Source organism: Chitinophaga sp. 9-1-y (assembly GCF_059511905.2).
Genome location: NZ_CM197955.1, coordinates 6,325,784 through 6,348,594 on the forward strand (window position 1 = coordinate 6,325,784; position 22,811 = coordinate 6,348,594).

Consider the following 22,811-nt stretch of genomic DNA (forward strand, 5'->3'; position numbering starts at 1 on the left):
GTGAAAAGGTTGCTGGTTAATGGCTACCTGTGTAGCGGGTTAAAGCGGTTTGAACATGGCCTAATGCCAGGCACAGCATATCATCAATTGTTTGCAGGGCATAGGCGGGGGCTTGCCTTAAAAGACATAGCTGTAAAAGGTTTTCCACCACCGTTAGGCAATGATCGGCCACCTTTGTGCATGGAAACCCGTGTACCGGCATTCTCGCGTCGCTGGCGGAATGCATATAAAGCACATCCAATAAGGTTCGTAGGCCCTTACCGTCTCCGCAGCCGGTAACGCGAATAGCGTTTAATTCATCAAAAGCCGCCATGATAAACCATTGCCTACGATTTAATGCTGCAACTTCTTTACGCATGGCCGACCTCCTTTCTGGAAATATCCTTTGCCGCTGCCAGCACTTCACTGCGTAGAAAACGGGTTTTATTGGCAATCTTGTAGGTCTTTAGTATCCCGGCATTCATCCAGGCATGGACAGTAGGGAGGGAGATTTTAAATAAGTCGGCAACTTCCTGCCGGGTAAGAAATGTTTCAGGGTCGCTTTTGGGGCTGCTTCCCAGTTCATCTAATCTTTTATTCAGGTTATCAAACAATTTAATAACCAAACTGCCTTCTAAATTATCGATTTGTAACACTTGCTTTGCTATCATATAAACTCGATTTACAGCAAAGAAAGCCTGAATTAAAGGCAGTTAACATAGCCGCACATAGCGGCTATGTAGCTTTAAAACGTAGGTTAATTAATCAATCCTATAAAGGGTATTACAAATTTTGCTTTCCTATCTTCAGACAGTTGACCATTTTCACTTCCAGGATTCAAGGATTGTGAAAGAGACTTTACGGTAGTACCGTCCTTTATGTCAAAAGCAGCAATAACCTGTCGCGCCAGCTCATTATAATTAATTTCATTATCTTTTTTATGCGGAGCATCTATATAACCCTGTTGAATCAGTTCGGAAATTACGTGGCCTAGCTGGGAAGGCTTGCCAGCCCACTTTAACTTCGGTTCGGTTGATACATCTGCCAGCCCTTTAGATTCTTCCCCTTTTGACAATAAAAATTTTGCAGTACGGATTAATAAGACATCTTTTATAAATCTATCATTTTCGTCTATTTGATTCCTGTAATACTCAATACCATTAAGCATTACCGGGTCTTTATAAAAGTACACCTGGGGAATACTTCCCACCTCATACTGATCATAATAATTTAATGAAGAGATCAAACCCCCATATACTTCGGCATATTTGCTATACCATTTTTCTTTGTCAAACGCCCGCTTATCTGCCTCTGATTCCCAATGGAGATAACGTTCTGTCATCTTAGCATTTACAAAAACATGAAACTTTTCTTCATATAATTCATTCCGGGGAAGATTTAACACCCTGGATACTATAAGATCTATATCAATTTCAAATATTGTCATGTGTACTTTTGGGTTTTATTAACCAATTTAGGCGCGGCTTTTTTCCAAACAGACCTAACTATTTCTGCGTGTTCTGTTTTACCTAACCGGATATACTGCCGGAAAGCCTTTTCTGTCTTATGGCCGGTAATAATCATAATTGTCTGCATAGGTACCCCACGTTTATACAGATTACTGGCCAACGAGCGGCGGGCTGTGTGACTACTTACCAATTTCCATTTTTCAAACACCTCTTTTGTACGCTTACCGGCTTTAGTCTTTTGAATCTCAATGACTTCGGTCAGCTTCGCTTTTTCGCAAACCTCCTTTAGATATTCGTTGAATTTCTGGTTAGAAATAGTTGGTGCCGGTTTACCGTCATATTTCTTTAAAAGCGCCCTTACCTTCGGATGCAGGGGAATAATTACGGGGTCACCAGTCTTGATTTGAAACAGCTCAATGCTGTCCTTTTTAATGTGATGTTCCTTGAGTTCCGTAAAATCTGAATACCGCAGGCCCGTAAACGCTGCTATGAGAAATAAATCACGTACACGATCTAACCGCAGATTATCCGCCAAATCCAAATCAGCAATTGATTGTAGTTCAGCTTCTGATAGGTAGATAGCAGCTGAATCCTCGCGTTTAGCTTTAAAATGCTTGCTTTTATAGCTATTGTTAACAGGAATCCCAATGGCGGCGGCTTCATTTAGAAATCCCTTTAATATTTCGATGTGTTTAGCTACAGTATTGGCCCCATACTCCTTTTCCTGGGTCAGGTAATCGCGGAAGTCGTTTAGGGTGTCCAAATCCAGGAATTCAAAATCCAGCTTACGGGGTATGGTTTTCTCAAATTCTGCCAGTACATCTTTAGTAGTGTTATACTTCTGGATAGTCCTGGCGCTGATTAATTGCCCTGTTTGTGGGTTTGTCCTGGTTGGTGCCTCCGCTATAAACTTATCAAGAAAAGACCAGAATGTTTTTTTCTCATCTACTACCCTACCGGTATACCTGTCCAATGAGCTTTTTAGATATTCCTTTGTTACTGGAACCTGTTTAGCAATAGCATTGATATATATGCCTTTCGCTGCATTTTCCAGATCATTCAGGTACTTATTGATAGTGTCCTTATGAAGCTCCGTAATTACGTTCCGTATACGTTGTCTTTCAATATCCCAATTTTTGGGGGTAACGGATACCTTAGTGGGATACCGATAGTATTCACCACTCCAACGCAGAACCAAATAAATAACCTGGGGCTTTTTACTATCCTGTTTCCTTAAGTTGAGGTTAATATTTACCATATGCGGGTTAAAGGAAACAAAGGTATTAAAATAAATAAACGGTGGTCGGTTTAGTGGTCGGTTTCTCTTTATTTCCACTTATTTATTTTAATCTCGATTAATTCACGAGAGCAAGCGAACAACGCCAAAACGGTTAACTACAAAGGGTTCTACCAGCATTTTAGCGTAAAGACGAAGACATACTAATTAAATAGGTGGTAGTGCCGATCTCGCTACAGAAAGGGAAGTGTCAAGCAAATCTTGATACTTCCCTTTCTCTTTTTCCGGCGAAACACGCGCCAATTCAGCACTTACACGAACGAACTCATTTAATTTTGAGGTTAAACACTGGTGATTTTCCGGGTCATAATAAAAGCCATCAGGGAAGATTGTTTTTTGTAGCTTTTTCTTTCTTTCTAAATCGCTGAAAATCCATACTAGCCGCAAGTTTTGCAATTTCTCTAGCGATTGTGTCAGTAATTTATCGAGGTTCAACACTTTAGGAATCTCGTTATTCAATTCTTTATTTACTGCCTTGATTTTCTCGTTCAACTGTTCGGTCGTCAGATCATAGGTTTCTTTGTCAATATCCCCCAAACCATGACGAATTTTCAGATTTTCAAGTTGCTTTCTAAGGCGGTTAGTTGTTCCTTTAATTTATCATCATTGCTATTGCCTTCATTAAAATGATCGTAGAGTTTCGTCAGTTGCAACTTAACCAGAGAAACAACAGCAGGAGAAATACTGAAATTGTTCAGAAAGTCGAGAAAGAGATCATGTAGCTCTTTGCGCTTTGCCTGCTTTGTTGTATGTGTGCATTGATGTTAAATCCTTTACAATGGTGGCAGCTATTATAATGCAGATCCCCTTCTGGTTGATATAGCTAAGCATATAGCCTTTACAATTCCCGCATTTGATAAAGATGGCGAACTTCTTAAAGAAGCCTGGCAATGGAAATCATCAGCCACTACAGCGATGCACAAATCATTGGCTAACTGAAAGCCCGAGGCTTAAAGATTGCGCCCCAAAAGTTCTCTAAAATCTGGCGCAGCCCTTTTTATTGCGGGGTTCTAATTAATAAGATGGCTAAACCTGGACCTTGTTCAAGCCTCTGTAAAAAAGCCACGGAGGTCATGCTTAATAGTCACATTTAGATCGCTCGAGTGAACGCACCAAAGATTATCAAGGGTAAGCGAGTTTTTTTCGTGTAAAATACTTATATTTCCGTATGTGATTGAATGCAAAGATTTAGCCCCAAAAGCACTATAGAATGTCATTATGCATTATAATTTTCGTTTTTGACAAAGCACCTATAATTGCAATAATTCAATTCATAATTTAGGCAATTAAGAAACTTATCTCCCTAAGGTAGAAAGAAGATGAAGGAAAAATTATTGAAATACTTTGAAAGATTTATTTCATATCTACAAAGAATACATATCAGATTATCAGCAAGCCAAGAGCTTCACGCCTATACTTCATTATCTCCAATAGACAATGCCGATAATGACGGAAAATATGCCCAAGCTTTATTATGGGCACTAAAAAATAGAAAAGAAAAGGATATTAAAAATATTGCTGTAACTGGTCCTTATGGATCGGGAAAAAGTAGTGTCTTAAAAACTTTTCAGAAGAAATTTGGTGGAAAAGACCTTAAATTTCTAAATATATCACTTGCTACGTTTAAGGATGAAATCAATTCTGAAGGACAAGGGCAGGGAAAAGCTGGTAATAGCAGCAATGACAACTCTTCTAAAGAAGAGATGCTTAGACTCATTGAGCTAAGCATATTGCAGCAAATATTCTATCACGAAAAAGATAGTCAGATTCCTGATTCAAGATTTAAGAAAATCAAGAGACACAGCAGGGTATCTATCATTTTTACAACTTTATGTTGGTCTTTATTTGCACTTTCAGCGATAAACCTGATCTACACGGAGTTTGACACTAGAATTCTGAATGGATACAAACCAAGCAAATCGCAATTAAATATTATTCATTGGGTATCCGTGATAATCTCTTTGTCAGGCTTCGTGTACTTAATTGCAAAGTCACTCAGGATACTATCGAAGGTAAAGCTTAAGTTAAGCATTACTGATACAGAAATTGAGATAGATGAAAATATTAGCAAATCGATTTTAAACCACCATATAGACGAATTGCTCTATTTTTTTGAAGCAACATCGTATAATGTGGTGATAATAGAAGATTTAGATCGTTTCAATCAAACTGAAATATTCACAAAGCTTCGAGAAATTAATTTATTATTGAACAACTCGAAGAAAGTAAATAAAGACATTGTATTTGTTTATGCTGTTAGAGACGACATGTTTAAAGACAAGGAGCGCGCCAAGTTCTTTGATTTTATCGTTCCAATTATTCCAGTTATTAATGCATCAAATTCAAGTCAGAAATTAATAGAATATAAAAACGCAAACAAATATAAATGGACGGACGATTTAATAGAAGATATCGCTATATTCATTAGCGACATGAGGCTATTACACAATATAGTCAATGAATTTCATTTATATCAAAGTAAACTTAATAAGGAGCTAGATCAGAATAAGCTACTTGCTATTCTAATTTATAAAAATATTTTCCCTGGTGATTTTTCACAGTTAAGCGATGGAGAAGGAAAGCTATACAATGCCTTGCATAACAAGAAAAATTATATACTCACAGCTATCAAAAAAGTAAATGATAAAATAGAGGTTATAAAGGAAGAAATTAGTAATATAGAGAATATACAAATCCGAAACATTCAGGAATTAAGATCCCTTTATATTCTAAAATATACAGAGCGATTAAAAGGCATTCATAATTTTATTATCAATGGAAACGCAGTCGCATTCGCAAATATGACTAGTGATGAAAACTTCGATTATCTAATTGGAAATAAATCGCACTATCAATTTCTTAATTATGGATCATTTCAAAACGCTAAAATTCATGAGAAATTCGATGAAATAGAGAAAAGCGTTGATCCAGAAAAAAACTACAGCGCTCGATTGCATGAAATAAGGGATTGGCATGGTAGTAAAATAAATAAGCTGAAAAAGCAAATTCAAGAGCTAGAGTTAGAGAAATCCGCAATTAGGAATTATAACATAAAGGAAATACTTGCAAAAGATCCTTCCATATTTGGATCCATTGATGATAATCAAAAGGCTTTAGTTAATGTTCTTATCAGAAACGGATATATCGATGAGAATTACTTTGATTATATTTCTCTTTTCTACGAAGGCACATTAACAAAAAGGGATTATCAATTCCTTTTAAATGTAAAAAGTCAAAAAGCATCAGAGTACGATTTTCAACTTAATAAGGTTGAAGACCTGGTTAAAAGGATTAGCTCACTAGATTTTGACAAAGAGTATTTGCTAAACTACCAGGTTGTTGAATTCTTATTAAATAGTAAAACATACGATGTTCAATTGAATCGAATGTTGAACAAACTATGCGACGAGAGTGAAGTGTCTGTAAAATTCATAGATGGCATGATCTTTCTCGGGAATGGGGATCAAAAATTCATAACCCTTATATGCAAAAAATGGTCAAATATTTGGAATTACGTTCAAACAAGGTCACTATACCCAGATGAAAAAAAGAGAGAATATTTTCGTCTTATAATAGAAAATGCAGAGATCTCAGATATTCAATCCATAGCGTCTAAATCGGACTTAAAGGCGTATATCCTTTCAGACAAGCACTTCCTAAGCATTATTCCCGATGAAACAAAAGTCCTTAGTATAATTAAAATCCTTAATTTGCGATTTGTGGAAATAGACGAAAACACCCTTTCTTCCTCTTTTTTAAATTACATCTATGAAAGCTCCTATTACCAAATCAATGTGTATATGATCAAGCTATTGATAAAGAAAAAGGGGACTTTTAATCAAGCGTCTTTTGATACGAAAAATTATTCCGCCATTACTAGTTCTGGTTGCGAAGAGTTGATTTCATACCTAGATAATAATCTGGATTTGTATATCAAATACGTTTATTTGAAAATAGAAACAAATGACCAGGAAGATGAAAACTTATTGACTACTTTACTAAACAGCAGCGAAGTAACTCTTGAAAACAAGCATAAAGTTATTCTTAAGGTTAAAACTCAGATCAGCGACATAAGTGAAATAGCAAATTTAGAAGTAATCGAACTACTTTTTAAAGAAAATAAAGTAATTCCAACATGGGATAATATTTTCCGCTTTTTCGTAGAAGCAAAACAAGAAATATCTGATACTCTAATTAAGTTTATTGATCAGGATAATATCATATATCTGCTTTCAAAGAAAAAAATACCAACCGGAGGAGAGGACGAACCTTTAAAGGAAATCTACAAGAATTTTATTCTCAAGCTTCTTAAGTCAGAAGAGATAAGTGATAAGAATTATGCTCTTATGCTGCAATCATCACCATATTTTTACAACAAATTTATGACTGAAGATTTGAATAACAATAAAATACTGAGTCTCATTAAGGCTAAGACAATTAGACTTTCGAAAGACAATTTTTTACATCTAAAGGAAAAAGGTGGACAAAACCACATTCGACTAATAGAATATAGCAATAGCGACCTTTTGAAAGACATATCTAGCTATGACCTTGATAGTGATGACCTTCTTAATCTTCTAAAATCTAGTTCATTTTCAGATGAATTTAAGGGTGAGCTATTAAATAAGATTGATGAGACAATTGTACTTTCTAATGCAGAAATATTGCAAACCATCGGAAGTATTGCTGCAAAGAACACTTCTTTCGTATTTAGTGAGCAGATATTAAAGCGAATTCTTTGCTCGAATAGCTTACTAACTGAGACCAAAGTGAAAATATTCAATGACAGATTTGAGACGCTTGATTCATCTTTTATCACAGAGTTTTTAAATTCATTAGGAGAGCCTTACTCTAATATAGCATTGGTAGGAAAAAAACCGTCATTACCGGATACTAGCTGGAACTTAAAGTTGGCAAATATACTAGAATTGAAAAAGTATATATCCAGCTACGAGCAACAAGTTGGAAAAGGTATCAGAATCAATACATTTAAGAAGGAACAATAATATTGCAGTATAATTTAACTGCAATATAGAATCCTACATATGTATTTCAGGTTTATACTCAATATTATTCTTCATTAACAGCCATCCTCCTTCCATTGACATCTAGAACGAAAATCCTTTATTATGCCGCGCCTCATTCCTTCCAACACCCAGCGGGGTTCCAAACAAATAAGGAATAATTTAACTTTTACGCCTCAAGCATATTTATCATTTTTAAGGACCCATTATTAAAATTATAGTTTTTATTCGCAAACTTTTTATTGCATTCTTTGATTAATAAAATCATCAAATTTGTTATACGTAAACTTGTATTAAAAGCAGAGTTTATCTTACTAGAATCAATTAATTTACTAGATATATTTTGCAGAAGAATCTTCTTAGGTTCGGTTAATAGTAATTCTTCTTTAAAATATTTTTGCGAGTAAAGATACCAAGTCCCATAAGCATGCTGATAATTTATTTCATTTCTCATCACCTTTGCTACGAATAGCAAAAAAAGGCTTTCAGTAATACTGGAAGCCTTTTTTATTTTCTATAACTATATCATTCCAAATCTTTTAGCAAAAATTCAACCTCTCCCAATTCGATTTCCCCCAGGTTCTGCCACATCGCTTAATAACAATTGGCAATCTATGGTTTTATTATTGATGTAATTTCTACTTATTAACCTCCATTACCTGCCCGGCTGTAAATCCGATTTCCTTCACCTGTTGTAAGGTATGTTCATTGTTTGCATTAACTATTACTTTTAAATCCCTGATAGTTTTTAATGGTTCGAAATGTTGATACAGAATAGTCCCCATCCCATGCAGGTTTGTTAAGTCAAGAACGAGTACCTGTTCATTAATAACCTTTTCTATCAGATCTGACAGTGCTTTTGAGTCATGTACCGACAGGTAACCATAAATTCTAAGTCTTCTCGGGATCTCATCAAAAAGTTTAGCCGGAAGCCCGCCAAAATAACCTTCCAGTAATTCGATATAATTTGTTAGTTCCTGATCGTTGATTAATTTTTGTGCGCGAACGAGGAAAGCGCCCGCTAACAACCATTCAGGATCGCCCTGTTTAGGACAACGGTATTTGTGAACTTTCTGAACATTGTTTTCTGTAATGGAACATATTAGCTCTATCCCATCTAATATCAGTCTGTCATCTTTTCTTGCTTCTTTTACTACAGTTCTGCTTAGCTCAACTATCTTCTCCACATACCATGTATCCGTAGTTCTTGCTGTCCAATTTCCTTTATTTTTTCCAGAATGACTTTCAAGGATCACCATGAGTAACCATGTTTCATTTTCACGATAAAATTCCATTTTGCATCGCTCCAAAAATGATGGGAAGAACTCAAGACAAACGTGCAAATCATTTGACATTATTGGATATTTTCAAAATTTTCATTGTAATCAAGTGTATAGAACAATAGAATATTCTCAAAAGGCTTTCTCCCGGCATCATTGCGCAAGCACTGGAATATTTATAACTTGCATTTACAACATATTACCGCAAATGGGATATTATTTAAACGCTTTTATCGGCAAATCAAGCGATATCAGTTGCATTCGTGAATCATACAATAAAGCAATACCAGTGAACCTGGACCAAGATATTTCATTAATTCCTTTCACAAAGGATTTATTTGATCAGATAAATGAGTTCGATGCCTCTGCAAGTATCAGTGGCTTTGATTATTTAACGGGCACTGTAGAATTGAATATATTAAGCGCCATACAAGGAAAACCACTAGCCTATGTAGAAGTAACCTATTTTGGAGGCGTCGGCGGACAAACGGGGATTATTTGGAAAGACGGGGAAAGAAACGTTGAATTACCGTATGGACAAGAAGTGATAAATATTATTTTAAGGACCTTCGATGTTATTGCGGATCGAAATAAAGATGAATTTGATACCCTAGGATTTGGGAGGTATCGGTATACTCAAGATTGGACGCAATCCGGTGATCATTCTACTACAAACGCTTAAGCGTTATTAATAGATTGATTAGACAAAACAAAGCAGTTTATCAAGATATAAGAGAAGGTTGCCTAAACGGCACAACCTCCTCTTATAAAGGCCAACCCATCAAACATGGATAGGAGCTGGATATGATGAGCCTTTGATGAATGAGCGCAGACAGCGGTATATTTAAAGGAAAACAATTGTCAAGTAAAATCTGGCATAAAAAACTCACCACTTTTATCGTAGTGGGATCCAGGTGAAGCGTTCCCTTTTATCCCAAAGAGGCATTCAGAAAATCATTAAGTGGTTTTAAGGACTTATAAATCTCCGCCAGCTTTTTGGGTGCATCTGTTTCCAATAATTCTTTATCCGTGATTGGATGAACCGCCACAAAACGCTTCAGCTTCAGGTATTCTGCCATCGGATCATCTTTTTCAAAGCCAACAGGAATGCGCATTAGCTTTCCTTCATTGCTTAAATCGCCAAAATAACGACAAAAGCTTTCTTCACCTATAATACTTTGAAAAGCCGCCGCGTCATTGGAAATCTCTTTCCGAAGCGTTTTCAACTGATCTTTGTCCAACATAAAAATACCACCTGCCAAAAAAGATTGATTCGGCTGGATATGCAGATAATAGCCCGCATTTCTATAGCTAATATTAGCGCCGAAATTGGTTTTATATGGCTCTTTATTAAGAGAAAACCTGGTGTCACGATATATCCTGAAAAGTGACTTCCTGGCATCTATTCTGCCTATTTCCTTATCAAACCTGGTCATTTCCCCTAGTAATACCTTCACGAATGCAACCAGGTCATCCTGGGCAACGGTGAATAGCTGCTTGTGCTCATTAAACCATTCACGGTTATTATTTTGTGCTAACTTTTGCAGATAGTCAAGAGTAGATTTACGCATCTGCATTAGTTAATAGAATGAAGCCCCATTTTATTCCCTTCGGTATCTATGAACATCGCAACATAGCCAACTTCTGCACTGATATGTGTTTTAGGCACAATGACTTTCCCGTTATTGCTTTCTACTTTATCTAATATGCCCTGTAAGTTGTTGCCACCGTTTAAATAAGCTACAACACCATTTGTGGAGGGTTTGTAATCATTCCCCTGCACAATTGCGCCTGATACATTTTTACCGTCTGTTGGGAAGAAGCCCATTTTGGTACCGAACATTTCCGTTTCGTTGATGGTCAAATCTAAAATGGCTTTGTAGAAAGATACTGCCCTGCTAAAGTCTGTAGCAGGAATATCAATGAAGTTGACGAGATTATCCATTGTCAAATTGTTTTGCGTTAGATAGCAAAGTTGCATCACGCCAGTAGTCCAAAATTGTAAAAATGGGACAAGGTTAATCTAAGCTGTCGAAGATCAACGACATCTTTAAATTATCGCCGTAAAATTCCTTTGGGGTAAGGCCGGTAAACTCCTTGAAATCTTTGATAAAATGTGCCTGATCGTAATATTCGCTTTCATAAGCCAGGCCGGTAAGACTGGTTATTTTACTATTCAGTAATGTTTTGAGCGTCGCCTGTAGCCGAACTGTTTTTGAAAGTTGTTTGGGGCTTAATCCTATGGAGGAGGTAAATTTACGCACCAATTGTCTGCGGTTGATATTGCTCTTCCTGGATAGCTCATCAACAGAAAGTTGCCCGTTGGCCGTCAGGATAGTTTCAATCGTTGATTGTACGACATAGTCGACGGCGGTTGCATCCGTTAACCGGTTGAATAAAAATATTTCGATGATTTGTATTCTTTCTGCAGTTGATTTTGCCTGTAAGATTTTTTGGGCGACAGATTTCCCCTCCTGTCCAAATAGTTTTTCCAGGGGGACGGCAGTGTTTTCCATTTCTTTTATTGGGAAAGTGGCAAAAGGCAAAAATCCATTAGGGTGAAAACACACAAAGAAAGTACCCGTTTCTCCGGTAGGCGCAACTTCATAAGGCCGGGTCAATTGACCTATTACAAAGCATTTGGGTAAGAAAACACTATCCCCATTTTCAGGGTAATGCTTATATGGGGCGCCATAATGAAAAATCATTTTCATACAACCATCAGGAACGATGGTGTTCTTTTTCGGTGTTTTTTCATGCGGACTTTCCAATGTCCAGTAACATTTGACGAATGGGGCCAGATCACTATCCGGTTCAAATATTTGATGATTCATTGGCTTCCCTTTTTTGCAAGTTACTTTACAAAAATCGGAAATATTTTCAATATGGTATTCGCATGAACTTATTCCAATTGGCAAATCGTTTTATCAAAAATGTTACGTTTCTCTTCTATAAGACCTTCTACTTATATATTTTCCTGTTCTTCTTTCCCCATTGCTGCATTTCAATCAACAGATTTTTAAGACTTTGCCCTTTCATGCTGATGCTGTACTCCACTCTTGGTGGGAGTTCCTTATAATCCTTCCTGGTAATAAGGCCGTCTTCCTCCAGCTCTTTGAGTTGTTTGATCAACATCCTTTCTGTAATATTGATGAGCCTATTCTTTATTTCCGAATACCGCAGCACTTCGTGATCCATCAGCGCAGCCAGAATACTTATTTTCCATCTACCTCCGATAAGCGTGATAGTATAATACATTCCGCAGTTTCTTTCCAGGTCCCTTTGGTTTAAAAAGTTGGTTGAATTTTCCTTTCTCATCACTTTTATTTTATACCTACAATTTTGTAGGTACTTGTCATATGCGAAGGTATAAAATAGTTTTGCACAGGATTTAAACTAAAAAAATGATGAAACAGAAAGCCTGGCTTATTACCGGTGTTTCTATAGGACCTATCCGGAAAATAGCGAAGCAGATTGAAGCTACTTCGATTATTAACGTTACAAAAACCAGTTATGACCTTTTCTTTCAAAATAAATAAAGTGATCAGATTATTATGCTTATTAATAATCCCGGGGAGTTTACTGGCACAATTGCCAGCTATGAAAACAATTACAATTGACAACACCCCAATCGCCTATTATGAGCAAGGGAAAGGCGAAGTCATTATCCTCCTTCACGGGTGGCCGCAAACGTCCTATGTATGGAGAAAAAATTTCGCAGAACTCTCAAAAAACAACCGGGTAATTGCAGTAGATCTGCCAGGGTTAGGTAAAAGTGGGAAAGTAGAAAAATACGATACTAAAAACATCGCTACTATAATTAATAAATTAGTGGATACCCTAAACATTGAAAAATTCCACCTGGTAGGTCATGACATCGGTAGTTGGGTGGCTGTTACTTACGCCATCTTCTTTGAGCGTAAACTATCTACGCTAACGGTCATTGATGCTGGCATACCTGGATTGATGGATCCTGCCGTTTTTCAGCCGGAAAATGCCAACAAAGTCTGGCAGTTCTATTTTCACTCGGTTGATGAAATACCTGAGTTTCTAACCGCCGGGAAAGAAAAAGAATATATATCCTGGTATTTTACGAAGAAGTCATTTGTTAAATCTGCTATTAATAAAAACGATATCCAGATTTATTACAAGGATTATAAAGGAACCATGAAAAACGGTTTTGATTACTATCGGGCTTTTAGTGAAAGCGCCAGGCAAAACCAATCGTTCAGCGGGAAATTATCCATTCCCGTTCTGGCAATAGGTGGACGTTTTGCAACAGCAGAACGGGTGGGCGAGGCCATGAAGAAAGTAGCCGATCATGTACAAACTGAAACGATAGAAGAATGCGGACATTATGTTCCGGAAGAACAACCTGGGCAGATAAATAAATTAATTTTAGCGCAAGTGAGAAAGTAAAAGATCAGCCCTAAGGAAACTTCATTTCAAAATGAAATAGCTTTCTCCAAATAGAAGCATCCCATAGAACACAATTCTATGGGATTTTTCCTGCTACAACAGCTATATATGTTGTCTCTTAATATCAATTAAGGGACAAAGACGAAATATTGAAAGGCCTCAAACAGAGCAAAAGCTGGTAAATTTCATCTTCGATAACTGGCCTGATATCCATTTATCAAACCAAAGAAGGTGGCACTAAAAAAGCATCCTTTTATATTCAATAAAAGGATGCTAATACCTGGATGCCCCGGTTTCCCGTTGACAAAATATGTTACTTCACTTTACCTGCCCAGGCTTTCAGTTGATGAATGGCATCAAACAATACGCCTGCTTCTCCTCTGAAGTCGCCGGATCCGGAAGCTTTGCCGGTACGAACGTCATACCACTCATTGAATCCTTTGTTTTTGATCACGCGGTCCAGCATGGGGCTCATTTCTGCATAGGCTTCCAATGGCATACCATTCTTAACCAATGCGGAGATCATGCGTCCACCGAACCAGGTCCAGTCGCCGGCATTCTGGTATACATAGGCAGCCATGTTGGGGAATACTTCCACCGGGTAAGGAGGGTAAACGGTCATACCGATGGTTGCGAATTGTTCTTTTTCTGCAGCGGCCAGGCATTGCTGGTTGATTTCCCGAATCTCTTTCTGGTCATGCAGTCCGGCGAGAATCGCGCAGGCGGAGCCCCCGGTATAAAGAATACTGCGTTCATCGAAGGATGCCGGGAAGGGGCTACCATCCAGGTAGATATGCGGTATGTATTTGTTGGTTTTGGTATCCCACAAATGCTTCCGGATATTTTTCCGGAGGGTAGCCGCGATATTTTTCCAGTTATCTTTAGTGGGATAAGCAGCAGGTTTAATGGCGATGAAATCATTGATGGCCAGGAGGAACATGGCATTATCGTAGATATCAAGCGACCATTTTGTTTTCTCATTTAATGCAACGCCCCATCCGCTTTCTGGCTGTACATCTCCCCAGTCTATGGTAGTAGCGCCTTTTACAAGGCCGTATTCTTTCGCCCAGCGGTCGTTCAATATAAAACGCATGGCGGCTTCCATTCTTTGCAGAACGGTTTGATTACCTACTTTTTCCTGCAGAATGGTTTTATCACCTGTTACGTCGATGTATTGCTTTACGGCTTGTATCAGGGATGATTCCTGGTCTGTTTCCACGGTATTTTTATGGCTGGCCCAGCCTGGCGCCAGTTCTGAGTGGCCATATTTATACCCGATATTGGCTTGCTTTTCATTGATCGCGCCATCGGGAATATTACCATCTGCACCCTGTAGCCTGAAGAACAGGAGCAGCGCTTCTTTTACATCCTGGCTGCTACGTACTTTCAACGAGCCTTTGATAAACGTGTTGAAGTCTCTGATCCAGATTTCGCCATAGCCAGTACCGGCGTTGAAGCCCGTTAATACTTTTAACGCCCACGCCTGTACGGTGTCTAAACGGGGGTCGGCCAGTATCTGTTTAGCCAATGCAGCTTTGCTGATATTAGCTGTTTCCACCCGGCCCGGATAGGATAACAACTTCAACTCTCCTTGCTGTGCGTTTGCTGCCATCGCCAAAATAAGGCATGGCAGTATGAATAATCGTTTCATCTGTCGTTACTTATCGTGTGTATAAAATGTAAATTCTTCCATGGTCATAAACCCGGCATTTCCCCAGTTAGTCAGTAATTTAAAGCGGTAATACCGGAACGGCGCTGTTCCCGCTGGTACATTGAATTCTTCTCCTGCTTTTGCATATGCCACATCGTTATCTGAATTTTGTCCAACGGGCAAACCAGAGGGTTTGATGGATTCATATGAGCCGATCTTTGTCCAGCTCTGCCAGCTACCATCTGGTGCGGGCTGATTACTACCGTATAATTCAAAGGTCTTTACACTTTCTCCGATATACAAGCGGTCATTGGCCTGCCATACTTTGAAACGGCTGAGTGCTGCTGCTTTGGCGCAATCAATGGTAAACCAGCAGGGGATGATGGACTGTGTAGCAAAGCCTGGCGGATTGTAGTTATTATCCCAAAGATAATTAATCAGCCATCCATAGCCCCCATCTTTTACATCTGTTGGTAATTCCAGTACTTTAAAGCCAGCTTTGGATAGTTGTCTTTCAAACACTGGTAACGCAACGGCGTCCACCGCTTTTGGATAGAAATATTCGAAAGCGGTGGAATCGGGCTTGTATCTTGAAATATAAGTCAGTGTTGAGTTATCCTTATAATCCGAAAGTATTGTTTGCGTGTTGTTAGCAGGCGTGACCATCGTATGTGCCACACCATCGGCGCCGGTATAATTCACTTCGATGCCCTGCTCTCCGGTAGCGGCTCCTCCCCAGTTCAATATTACACTGCCATCTGCGGCATGATCTACTGACTGCAATGTTCTGTTAACGAGGGTACTTGTGTAATTTGAACCGATCGCCATTCCTGAGGCACTCACCATCACAGAGCGATGGTTATCCTTATCAAAAGTGTAAATGATAAAACTATAGCTGCCTTCATCGAGGTTGGGAACGAGTACCTTTATGGTATCTGTTCCAGTGGTCCGTTTTACCGGGAGATCCAGGGAATCGTTGTTATTATTCCAGAATATTTTTAAACGTGTCACCGATGGATCATTACCCAACACAACGGATAGCTGAATGCGGTTAAGACCGGCGCCTACCAATGCAGTATCTGCCCTACCCGCATAGACGATTTCGCCCCCTTCCATAAACTTTCTGTAGGCATCGCCCTTTGTTTTGGTACAGGATACGATAAACACCGGGATGGCGAGTATCCATAAAAAAATGAAAAGCCTGATATTTTTCATGTTGTTTATTTCTTGGTTGATAGATGATTTATTTAGTATCTCCCCAGCTCATGAGCTCATAAAAGTTCACATAGGTACCCTTAGACCAGTTCTCTAGTGTCTTAAACCGGATGTACCGTACTTTGGGGACATCCAACGGGAAGGTGACGGTCCAACCAACTGCAGCAGCATCTATATCTGCCTGTGAAAGCTGTCCTACCGGCAAACCCGATGGCTTCACCTGGGTAGTTTTAGTGAGAAGTACCCAACTATCATCAAAACTACCGTTGGGGTTGGGTTTATTAGAACCCCATATTTCCACGACTCTGGGATTATGCAGTGAATACAGGTAATCAGGTCTCATGAACCATACCAGGCGGCTTAGCTTAGCCGTTACCCCCATATCGTAAGTAAACCATTGAGGCATCCTGGCAGCATCTCCGGAATGATAATAACCGCTGGTGGTACTGCCATCAAAAAGGCCGGATACATTCCCACCATAGCCGAGTGGGGCATCGCCTGGCAATACTACTTCTTTCATTTGGGTACGGTCCAGCAGTGCTTCGAATAACGGCGTTAGTTTGATACGAAATGTATCTGAAATATTACCCCATCTGTCCCGTACATATACACCCACCTGTGTTGGTACATCTTTCATATTCCTGGTAGAGAAATTACCTGCCTTCAAATTGGTATATTGAGTCATATAGGGGGAGAACTGTCCAAGAGAATCATTTGCCAATACTACCACCGCCAGATCTGCTTCGCCGGGATTATCAAACTTTATATTCACGCCACCGAAATCAGGTACTATTGCTACACTACGTCTGGCAATCCAGATAAACGGTTCCAGGGGATGCACGGTTACTTCTACAGCCGGAGAAACATTTTCGCTTTTGTCTACCACATACAACGATACTTTATAAGTACTGGTATCACCAAATCCTTCCACGAGCAGACTGTTGTTGTACCGACTTACTTTCGTTTCACTTTTCACTCCTTTTGTGGTGTAGTATATGGCTTTTACACATAACAAATCGTTATCGCCTGGCAGCGTATAGCTAATTTTCGCTGAGCCATTGAGATTAGTTACGGTTATATTGTTCACTGTTCCCGGAGGCGTGTGATCCTCAATAACAGGTCTGGGTTCTTCTCTTTTACAGGAGCAGATCGCCAGGAGGGATATTAGTATCGTGTTGAAATAAATTCGTTTGTTCATATCAGTGCATTTACGCAGGTACAAATATTTTTGACAGAGTAGTGAGCTGTTACCAGCCTGGATTTTGCTGCAGATTGGGATTGATCTGAATATTATATTCCTTGATTGGCCAGAAATAATCCCGAGGAGCCACGAACTGCATGTTATCGACGAATACTCTGCGGTTGTAATCTTCATAGGTAGATTGCAGGATATCCCATCCTAAAATGGGGCTATTCAGTACCTGTGGCGCTGTTTTCCATCTGCGCAGATCCCAGAAGCGGCTGCCTTCAAATGCCATTTCAATGTTACGCTCCTGCCTGATAATATTTCGAAGACCAGCTACAGATGCATATTTCGTTGGATTGTTGGAATAAGTAGTCCAGGAGCTTTCTACAGACTGTAATCCTGCTCTTTGGCGGATCCGGTTCAGGTAAGTCAATGCTTGTGTGGAAGCCCCGGTTTCATTCAGTGCTTCCGCATATAGCAAATAAAGATCTGACAAGCGCATTATAGGCCACGGGTATGATTCTGTTTGCAGGGAGGTGTTGGTAACATTGAGATTCCAACTCACCACTTTCTTCGTATAGTAGCCGGTGATAGAGTATAAACGGCTTTGTTTTTTACCGGAATACTGTTCCAGTTTACTTTGAATATTGTAGGTTCCATTTCTCATGAACCAGGTGGAGCCGTCAAACGCCATATCAGCATAGAATCTTGGTTCTCTTTCGAAATGCAGCCCTACTGTTTTGTATCCTTCCTGCATCCCGGTGTCCAGTGCGGTCACATTGCGTAATTTGTAGCGATTAGCATAATCCCAGGTTTTATCTTCTTCAATGGGTACACCATGACGGGTGTAAAACATTTCCGCTATTTTCAAGGGTGGCGCTAATTTTCCTTTCAGGTTAAGATTGAAATTTTTAGGATCCAACTGTGGGCAGGCAAATGTTTGTATCCAGTAGGTAGGATCTCCGTCTGACGTAGATCCCCATATCAATTCACTGTTCCATTTTTCGCACACGGCATTACGGATATTCATTTCTATTTGTGTGGCGGGGTCCACTTCAAAGATAGAAGGATTAAAATAGTATAATTTCACACCCGCTGCATTTGCCAGGTCGATTGCTTTTTTACAGGCATCACTTGCTTTTGTCCATTTCGTAGCATCGTATTGCGGATTGAACAACAGGCGTCCATCTTTATTTTTCATGCCGGCAAAGTCATTGTTACCGTTGAACAGAGGACTGGCAGCAGTTACCAATACACGGGCTTTGATGGCCAGCGCAGTTACTTTGGTGACGCGTCCGAACTCTGTGGTGGAGCTGGTAATGGATAGTGGCAGCCCGGTATTTTCGCCGGCAGCCGCTTCATCTAACAGGTTTGTTATATAATTTACGACAGAGTCCACTGGTTGTCTGAACACCTGTACCTGGTCCGGTGAAGCATTAATAGGCAGATTTTTATCCACTACTGGAATTGGGCCATACATCCGGAACAGGTACCAGTGAAAATAGGCTTTCAGGAATTTTACTTCAGCGATCCAACGGGCCTTTTCCAAAGATTGCAGATCTATTACTGCATCAACTTTTTCCAGGAAAATGTTACAGGCCCGGATGCCCTGCCAAAGTGATCTTCCGTCATATCCATCCCAATAGTTCATATATGGGCTGGAGCTGTTTTGGTTGCCACGTGCAATGTTATAGGGATCAAGCGCAAAGTAATCCTCACTCATTGGCCAGTAGGTCCACGCCTCATCACCGCCGCTGAATGCCGGATTCATATCTGGATTTCCTTCTCTGGGCAGATAAGAATAACAGGTAAATAAATATTTCTCTGCTTCCTGCCGGTTGGCGAAAATATGGTCAATGGTGGGTATGTTATCCGGTACGATATCCAGGAATCCTTTTTTACAAGCCGTAAAAAATGTTGCGACGGCACATAGCAGTCCAATGGTAAAATACCTGTTGCGAAAGGACTTCATTGGTATTGAATATGTGAATAGTAATTTCATAACAATTGATTTTGGCAGATACTACAAACTAACGTTTACGCCTATGTTAAATACACGTTGAACAGGATAGTTCAATGCGTTGCTTCCTTGTTCCGGATCCCATAATTTAAAGGAACTGATCAGGAACAGATTAGTACCGTTGGCATAGATCCTTAATCCGGAAATATGATATTTCTTCATGCCTTTGTCTCCGATGTTATAGCCGATTTCTGCGCTCTTCATCCGAAGGAAAGCGCCGTTGCGCATCCACCAGTTGGAGGGTTGATTGTTGTTGGCACTTTGTGTAGGACCAAGTCTTGGCCAAAACGCATACAGGTTACGATTATCTTCTGACCAGTGATCCTGGGCAATGACGTTCAGTAATCCGTGTTGATCACCGCCGTCCATTACGAAAGGCGCAATAGCGCTGGGGTCTATTAAAAAAGACGATCTGGCCGAGCCCTGGAAGAAGGTACTAATATCAAAGTTTTTATACCCGAAAGAAAATCCGAATCCATAAATAATCTCTGGTGTAACAGGGTACCCCAATCCATTCGCCATATCCAGGTTAGTGATTTTTCCATCACCGTTCAGATCGCGGTATTTAATATCTCCTCCTCTTGTTTCTCCAAAATTTTGGCGGGGTGAATTTTTTACGTCTTCATCATCTACAAACAGTCTTTCTGCAATAAGTCCATATACCTGTCCCAATGAATGTCCTACGCGGGAAAGGTATTGCATGTTATCAGGGTATTGCGGCTCTTCGTTTACCAATAATTTGCTGGCAGCGTAGGTGAATGTTCCCCGCACCTGCAACCAGGTTTTACCAAAACTTTTATTATAATCCAGTGATAGATCTATCCCGCGGCCTTCCGCCAGCCCCGTGTTGGCACTGATTGGCACAGAGAGACCCATCGTAGTGGGGATATAAGCTCTTTCCTGCAGGATATTGCTACGACGTTCCTTGTAGGCGTCTACCGTGAGGGTGAGTGCGCTCCATAGCCCCAGGTCCATACCTATATTTACTTTTTGAGATTTTTCCCAGGTGATATCTCTATTCTCATATCGGGAAATAGAAACACCGGGCCTCAAGTAACCGTAGTTCTGGCCGAAGTATGACGAGAACTTTGGGTCGTTCGGTTTGATGTTAGACAAATAGAAGAAGCGATCTTCGGCGCGCCCGATCTGGTCATTACCAACCAGTCCGTAAGTAGCGCGGAACTTCAGTTGTGTAAGGGTATTCTTAAACGGTTCTGCAAATTTTTCATTAACCGCATTCCATGCTACACCAATAGAGGGAAAGAAGCCGTAGCGGTTATTCTTTGCAAAGCGTTCAGACCCGTTATATCCGAAGTTTCCTTCTACCAGGTAGCGATTATCATATCCATAGGTAAAGCGTCCGGAAACGCCCTGGTTGCGGAACGGAAGTGAAAGTTGCAATTGTTCGGCATTACCATTCAGGTAATTGCGGCGGATACCGATTAACAGCCCGCTAACATTATGTACTTTATTAAACGTACGATTGTAGTTCAATGCCGCTTCCATGTAGGTAGTAGTATTCACTATTTTACCACCGGGTGAATAACTGAGATATTCGGTAGCCGTTTCCTCGTTTAGCAGGGACAGGGTGTATTGATCGGGATCTTTTACAGAAGGATTGGCTTTATAGAAGAAGGGATTATACTGCCGGCTCAGGTCAAAGTAAGAATAGCGTTTGGTATATGCCATTACTCTGGCCGAAAGACCTGGTGTAATGAAGTTGAAGTCTTGCTTCACCTCCAGTTGTACATTGAGTGTGGAGGTGTTGTATTGCGAAAATCCGGACACCATATAAGCATAAGGATTGTTGTACACCTGACCGTTATTACCACGGGAAGCATTCCCAAACAATGGGTGGTTCACTTTAGGCAGATCGCTGGCCGGGAAGATGGCAGGGAACATTACCGGGTTGGAATTCAGCGCACTTTTGAAGATAGCTGCCCCCCCACCTACCGGGCCATTGTAGTCATCGAAATTACCGGTGGTTCGGATGATTGCTTCTGTGGTAGTAGTCAGTTTCAGGTTCACATTAGAGCGGATCTCATAACTTCTCAATTTGATGTTACTATTGAAATTGTTGCCGCTTTGTGTTTTCAGAATTCCGTTATCCTGGTTCATGGTAGCACCTACATAGTATTGTGCCTTTTGGCCGCCACCGGAGAGATTCAAATTGAGTCGTTGATTGCTCGTATATTTTCTGATCAGTGTGCCGATCCAGTCGTTGTTGGGATACAGGTATGGATTATCTCCTGCTTTGGTATGATCTATTTTATTCTGACTATAGGGCAATGCACCTTTTCTATCGCGGGTGAGTACCGCTTCATTGGCTAACTCCATGTAGGTAATGTTATCTGCCAGTTCTATATTCCGGGTATTTGAGGAGAAGGAATTTTCAAAGCGCACATTCATTTTCGTGACCCCGGATTTACCGGTTTTGGTAGTAACGAGTATGACGCCGTTGGCACCACGGGCTCCGTATAAGGAAGATGCGGCGGCGTCTTTCAATACAGAGAATCCGGCGATATCATCTGGTTGCAGCCGGGCCAATTCTCTCGAAGTAGATTCCATGCCGTCGATTAATATCAGCGGATCTTGTTTACCTGAGCCGAATGTGGTGATACCCCGGATAAAGAAGGAAGCATTATCTGCTCCCGGCTCGCCGCTGCGTTGATAAGATATCAGTCCGGAAATACGTCCGGCGAGCATAGTAGTAAGGTTACTGGTTGGTCCTTTGATTTCTTTTGGATTGATGGTCGTGATGGAGCTGACCATGCTTTGTTTTTTTTGCTGACCGTAGGCGACGACGACTACGTCGTTCAGGTCATTGCGGTTCTCTTCCAGGGTGACGTTAAGGGTACGTCGTCCGTTCAACGGGATTTCCTGTGACAGGTATCCCATCGAGGTAAATAACAGGGTATCGGAGCTTTTTTCCACTTTAAGGGCGTATTCGCCAATGGAGCTGGTGACTGCGCCGGTGGACCGATGCTTCACTTTTACCGTTACTCCGGGCATCGCTTGTCCTTTTGCGTCTACAACTTTACCTAGTACGGTAATAGCCTGACCAAAAGAAGCATTCCCGATAAATAACAGCAAAAGACAGTAAAGGTATTTCTGTCGCAGGGTGGTTGGGATGCATTTTTTCATAACAGTGCAGACAAATGAATAATTAGATATTGGTTTGTATATACATAAGTACATATTAAAACGATAAAGTCAAACTTTTTCAGCAGAAAAATTTCTAATTGATTAATTGATATTAATAATCAAATAT

19 protein-coding genes are annotated in these 22,811 nt (G+C 40.1%); 4 read left to right on the top strand and 15 right to left on the bottom strand.

What is annotated here, in order from left to right; all coding sequences use genetic code 11:
* Positions 1–16: 16 nt before the first annotated feature.
* From AC5ZC7_RS25075 to AC5ZC7_RS25095, 5 genes are all read right to left on the bottom strand, one after another.
* Positions 17–358 (bottom strand): hypothetical protein, encoded by a 342-nt coding sequence (locus AC5ZC7_RS25075; protein WP_496158323.1) that lies wholly within the window; start codon positions 356–358, stop codon positions 17–19.
* Entirely contained in the window at positions 351–650 is a 300-nt protein-coding gene (locus AC5ZC7_RS25080) for a helix-turn-helix domain-containing protein (RefSeq protein ID WP_496158322.1), read from the bottom strand. Before AC5ZC7_RS25080 ends, AC5ZC7_RS25075 begins: the two co-directional genes overlap by 8 nt.
* 86 nt (positions 651–736) lie before the next feature.
* Complete coding sequence (locus AC5ZC7_RS25085; protein WP_496158321.1) at positions 737–1,426, bottom strand: hypothetical protein; 690 nt, start codon at positions 1,424–1,426, stop codon at positions 737–739.
* Complete coding sequence (locus AC5ZC7_RS25090; protein WP_496158320.1) at positions 1,423–2,706, bottom strand: phage integrase SAM-like domain-containing protein; 1,284 nt, start codon at positions 2,704–2,706, stop codon at positions 1,423–1,425. Before AC5ZC7_RS25090 ends, AC5ZC7_RS25085 begins: the two co-directional genes overlap by 4 nt.
* A 186-nt stretch (positions 2,707–2,892) precedes the next feature.
* Positions 2,893–3,282, bottom strand: coding sequence for a hypothetical protein (locus AC5ZC7_RS25095; protein WP_496158319.1), 390 nt, complete (start codon positions 3,280–3,282; stop codon positions 2,893–2,895).
* 782 nt (positions 3,283–4,064) lie between these two features.
* Here AC5ZC7_RS25095 and AC5ZC7_RS25100 point away from each other — a divergent pair.
* Positions 4,065–7,751, top strand: a complete 3,687-nt coding sequence (locus AC5ZC7_RS25100; RefSeq protein ID WP_496158318.1) for a YobI family P-loop NTPase — start codon at positions 4,065–4,067, stop codon at positions 7,749–7,751.
* 656 nt (positions 7,752–8,407) lie between these two features.
* Here the strand turns inward: AC5ZC7_RS25100 and AC5ZC7_RS25105 are convergent.
* Positions 8,408–9,124 carry a hypothetical protein gene (locus tag AC5ZC7_RS25105; RefSeq protein WP_496158317.1) on the bottom strand — a complete coding sequence of 239 codons (717 nt, stop codon included), beginning with the start codon at positions 9,122–9,124 and terminating at the stop codon, positions 8,408–8,410.
* Positions 9,125–9,257: 133 nt separating this feature from the next.
* Here AC5ZC7_RS25105 and AC5ZC7_RS25110 point away from each other — a divergent pair, with 133 nt between their 5' ends.
* On the top strand, positions 9,258–9,731 hold the full coding sequence (locus tag AC5ZC7_RS25110; RefSeq protein ID WP_496158316.1) for a hypothetical protein: 474 nt from the start codon (positions 9,258–9,260) through the stop codon (positions 9,729–9,731).
* Between the two features lie 247 nt (positions 9,732–9,978).
* On the opposite strand, the gene AC5ZC7_RS25115 is transcribed toward AC5ZC7_RS25110, so the two are convergent.
* The 4 genes from AC5ZC7_RS25115 to AC5ZC7_RS25130 form a co-directional block, all read right to left on the bottom strand.
* A complete protein-coding gene (locus AC5ZC7_RS25115) occupies positions 9,979–10,620 on the bottom strand; it encodes a TIGR02453 family protein (RefSeq protein ID WP_496158315.1) in 642 nt (213 codons plus the stop codon).
* A gap of 5 nt (positions 10,621–10,625) precedes the next feature.
* Positions 10,626–10,994 carry a VOC family protein gene (locus AC5ZC7_RS25120; protein WP_496158314.1) on the bottom strand — a complete coding sequence of 123 codons (369 nt, stop codon included), beginning with the start codon at positions 10,992–10,994 and terminating at the stop codon, positions 10,626–10,628.
* A 73-nt stretch (positions 10,995–11,067) separates the two neighbouring features.
* Positions 11,068–11,883 (bottom strand): DUF6597 domain-containing transcriptional factor, encoded by an 816-nt coding sequence (locus AC5ZC7_RS25125; RefSeq protein ID WP_496158313.1) that lies wholly within the window; start codon positions 11,881–11,883, stop codon positions 11,068–11,070.
* A 127-nt stretch (positions 11,884–12,010) separates the two neighbouring features.
* Positions 12,011–12,367, bottom strand: coding sequence for a winged helix-turn-helix transcriptional regulator (locus AC5ZC7_RS25130; RefSeq protein WP_496158312.1), 357 nt, complete (start codon positions 12,365–12,367; stop codon positions 12,011–12,013).
* An 86-nt stretch (positions 12,368–12,453) separates the two neighbouring features.
* Here AC5ZC7_RS25130 and AC5ZC7_RS25135 point away from each other — a divergent pair, with 86 nt between their 5' ends.
* Both AC5ZC7_RS25135 and AC5ZC7_RS25140 read left to right on the top strand, forming a co-directional pair.
* Entirely contained in the window at positions 12,454–12,588 is a 135-nt protein-coding gene (locus AC5ZC7_RS25135; RefSeq protein ID WP_496158311.1) for a hypothetical protein, read from the top strand.
* A 61-nt stretch (positions 12,589–12,649) separates the two neighbouring features.
* On the top strand, positions 12,650–13,468 hold the full coding sequence (locus tag AC5ZC7_RS25140; RefSeq protein ID WP_496158310.1) for an alpha/beta fold hydrolase: 819 nt from the start codon (positions 12,650–12,652) through the stop codon (positions 13,466–13,468).
* Positions 13,469–13,781: 313 nt separating this feature from the next.
* Here AC5ZC7_RS25140 and AC5ZC7_RS25145 read toward each other — a convergent pair whose 3' ends face one another.
* The 5 genes from AC5ZC7_RS25145 to AC5ZC7_RS25165 are packed head-to-tail and all read right to left on the bottom strand — an operon-like array spanning position 13,782 to position 22,684.
* A complete protein-coding gene (locus tag AC5ZC7_RS25145) occupies positions 13,782–15,119 on the bottom strand; it encodes a glucosidase family protein (RefSeq protein WP_496158309.1) in 1,338 nt (445 codons plus the stop codon).
* A 6-nt stretch (positions 15,120–15,125) separates the two neighbouring features.
* Positions 15,126–16,334 carry a DUF4998 domain-containing protein gene (locus AC5ZC7_RS25150; RefSeq protein WP_496158308.1) on the bottom strand — a complete coding sequence of 403 codons (1,209 nt, stop codon included), beginning with the start codon at positions 16,332–16,334 and terminating at the stop codon, positions 15,126–15,128.
* A gap of 28 nt (positions 16,335–16,362) precedes the next feature.
* Positions 16,363–17,532: a DUF5000 domain-containing lipoprotein gene (locus AC5ZC7_RS25155; RefSeq protein WP_496158307.1), complete on the bottom strand. Its 1,170-nt coding sequence runs from the start codon at positions 17,530–17,532 to the stop codon at positions 16,363–16,365.
* A gap of 49 nt (positions 17,533–17,581) precedes the next feature.
* Complete coding sequence (locus tag AC5ZC7_RS25160; RefSeq protein WP_496158306.1) at positions 17,582–19,522, bottom strand: RagB/SusD family nutrient uptake outer membrane protein; 1,941 nt, start codon at positions 19,520–19,522, stop codon at positions 17,582–17,584.
* A gap of 21 nt (positions 19,523–19,543) precedes the next feature.
* On the bottom strand, positions 19,544–22,684 hold the full coding sequence (locus AC5ZC7_RS25165; RefSeq protein ID WP_496158305.1) for a SusC/RagA family TonB-linked outer membrane protein: 3,141 nt from the start codon (positions 22,682–22,684) through the stop codon (positions 19,544–19,546).
* Positions 22,685–22,811 lie beyond the last annotated feature (127 nt).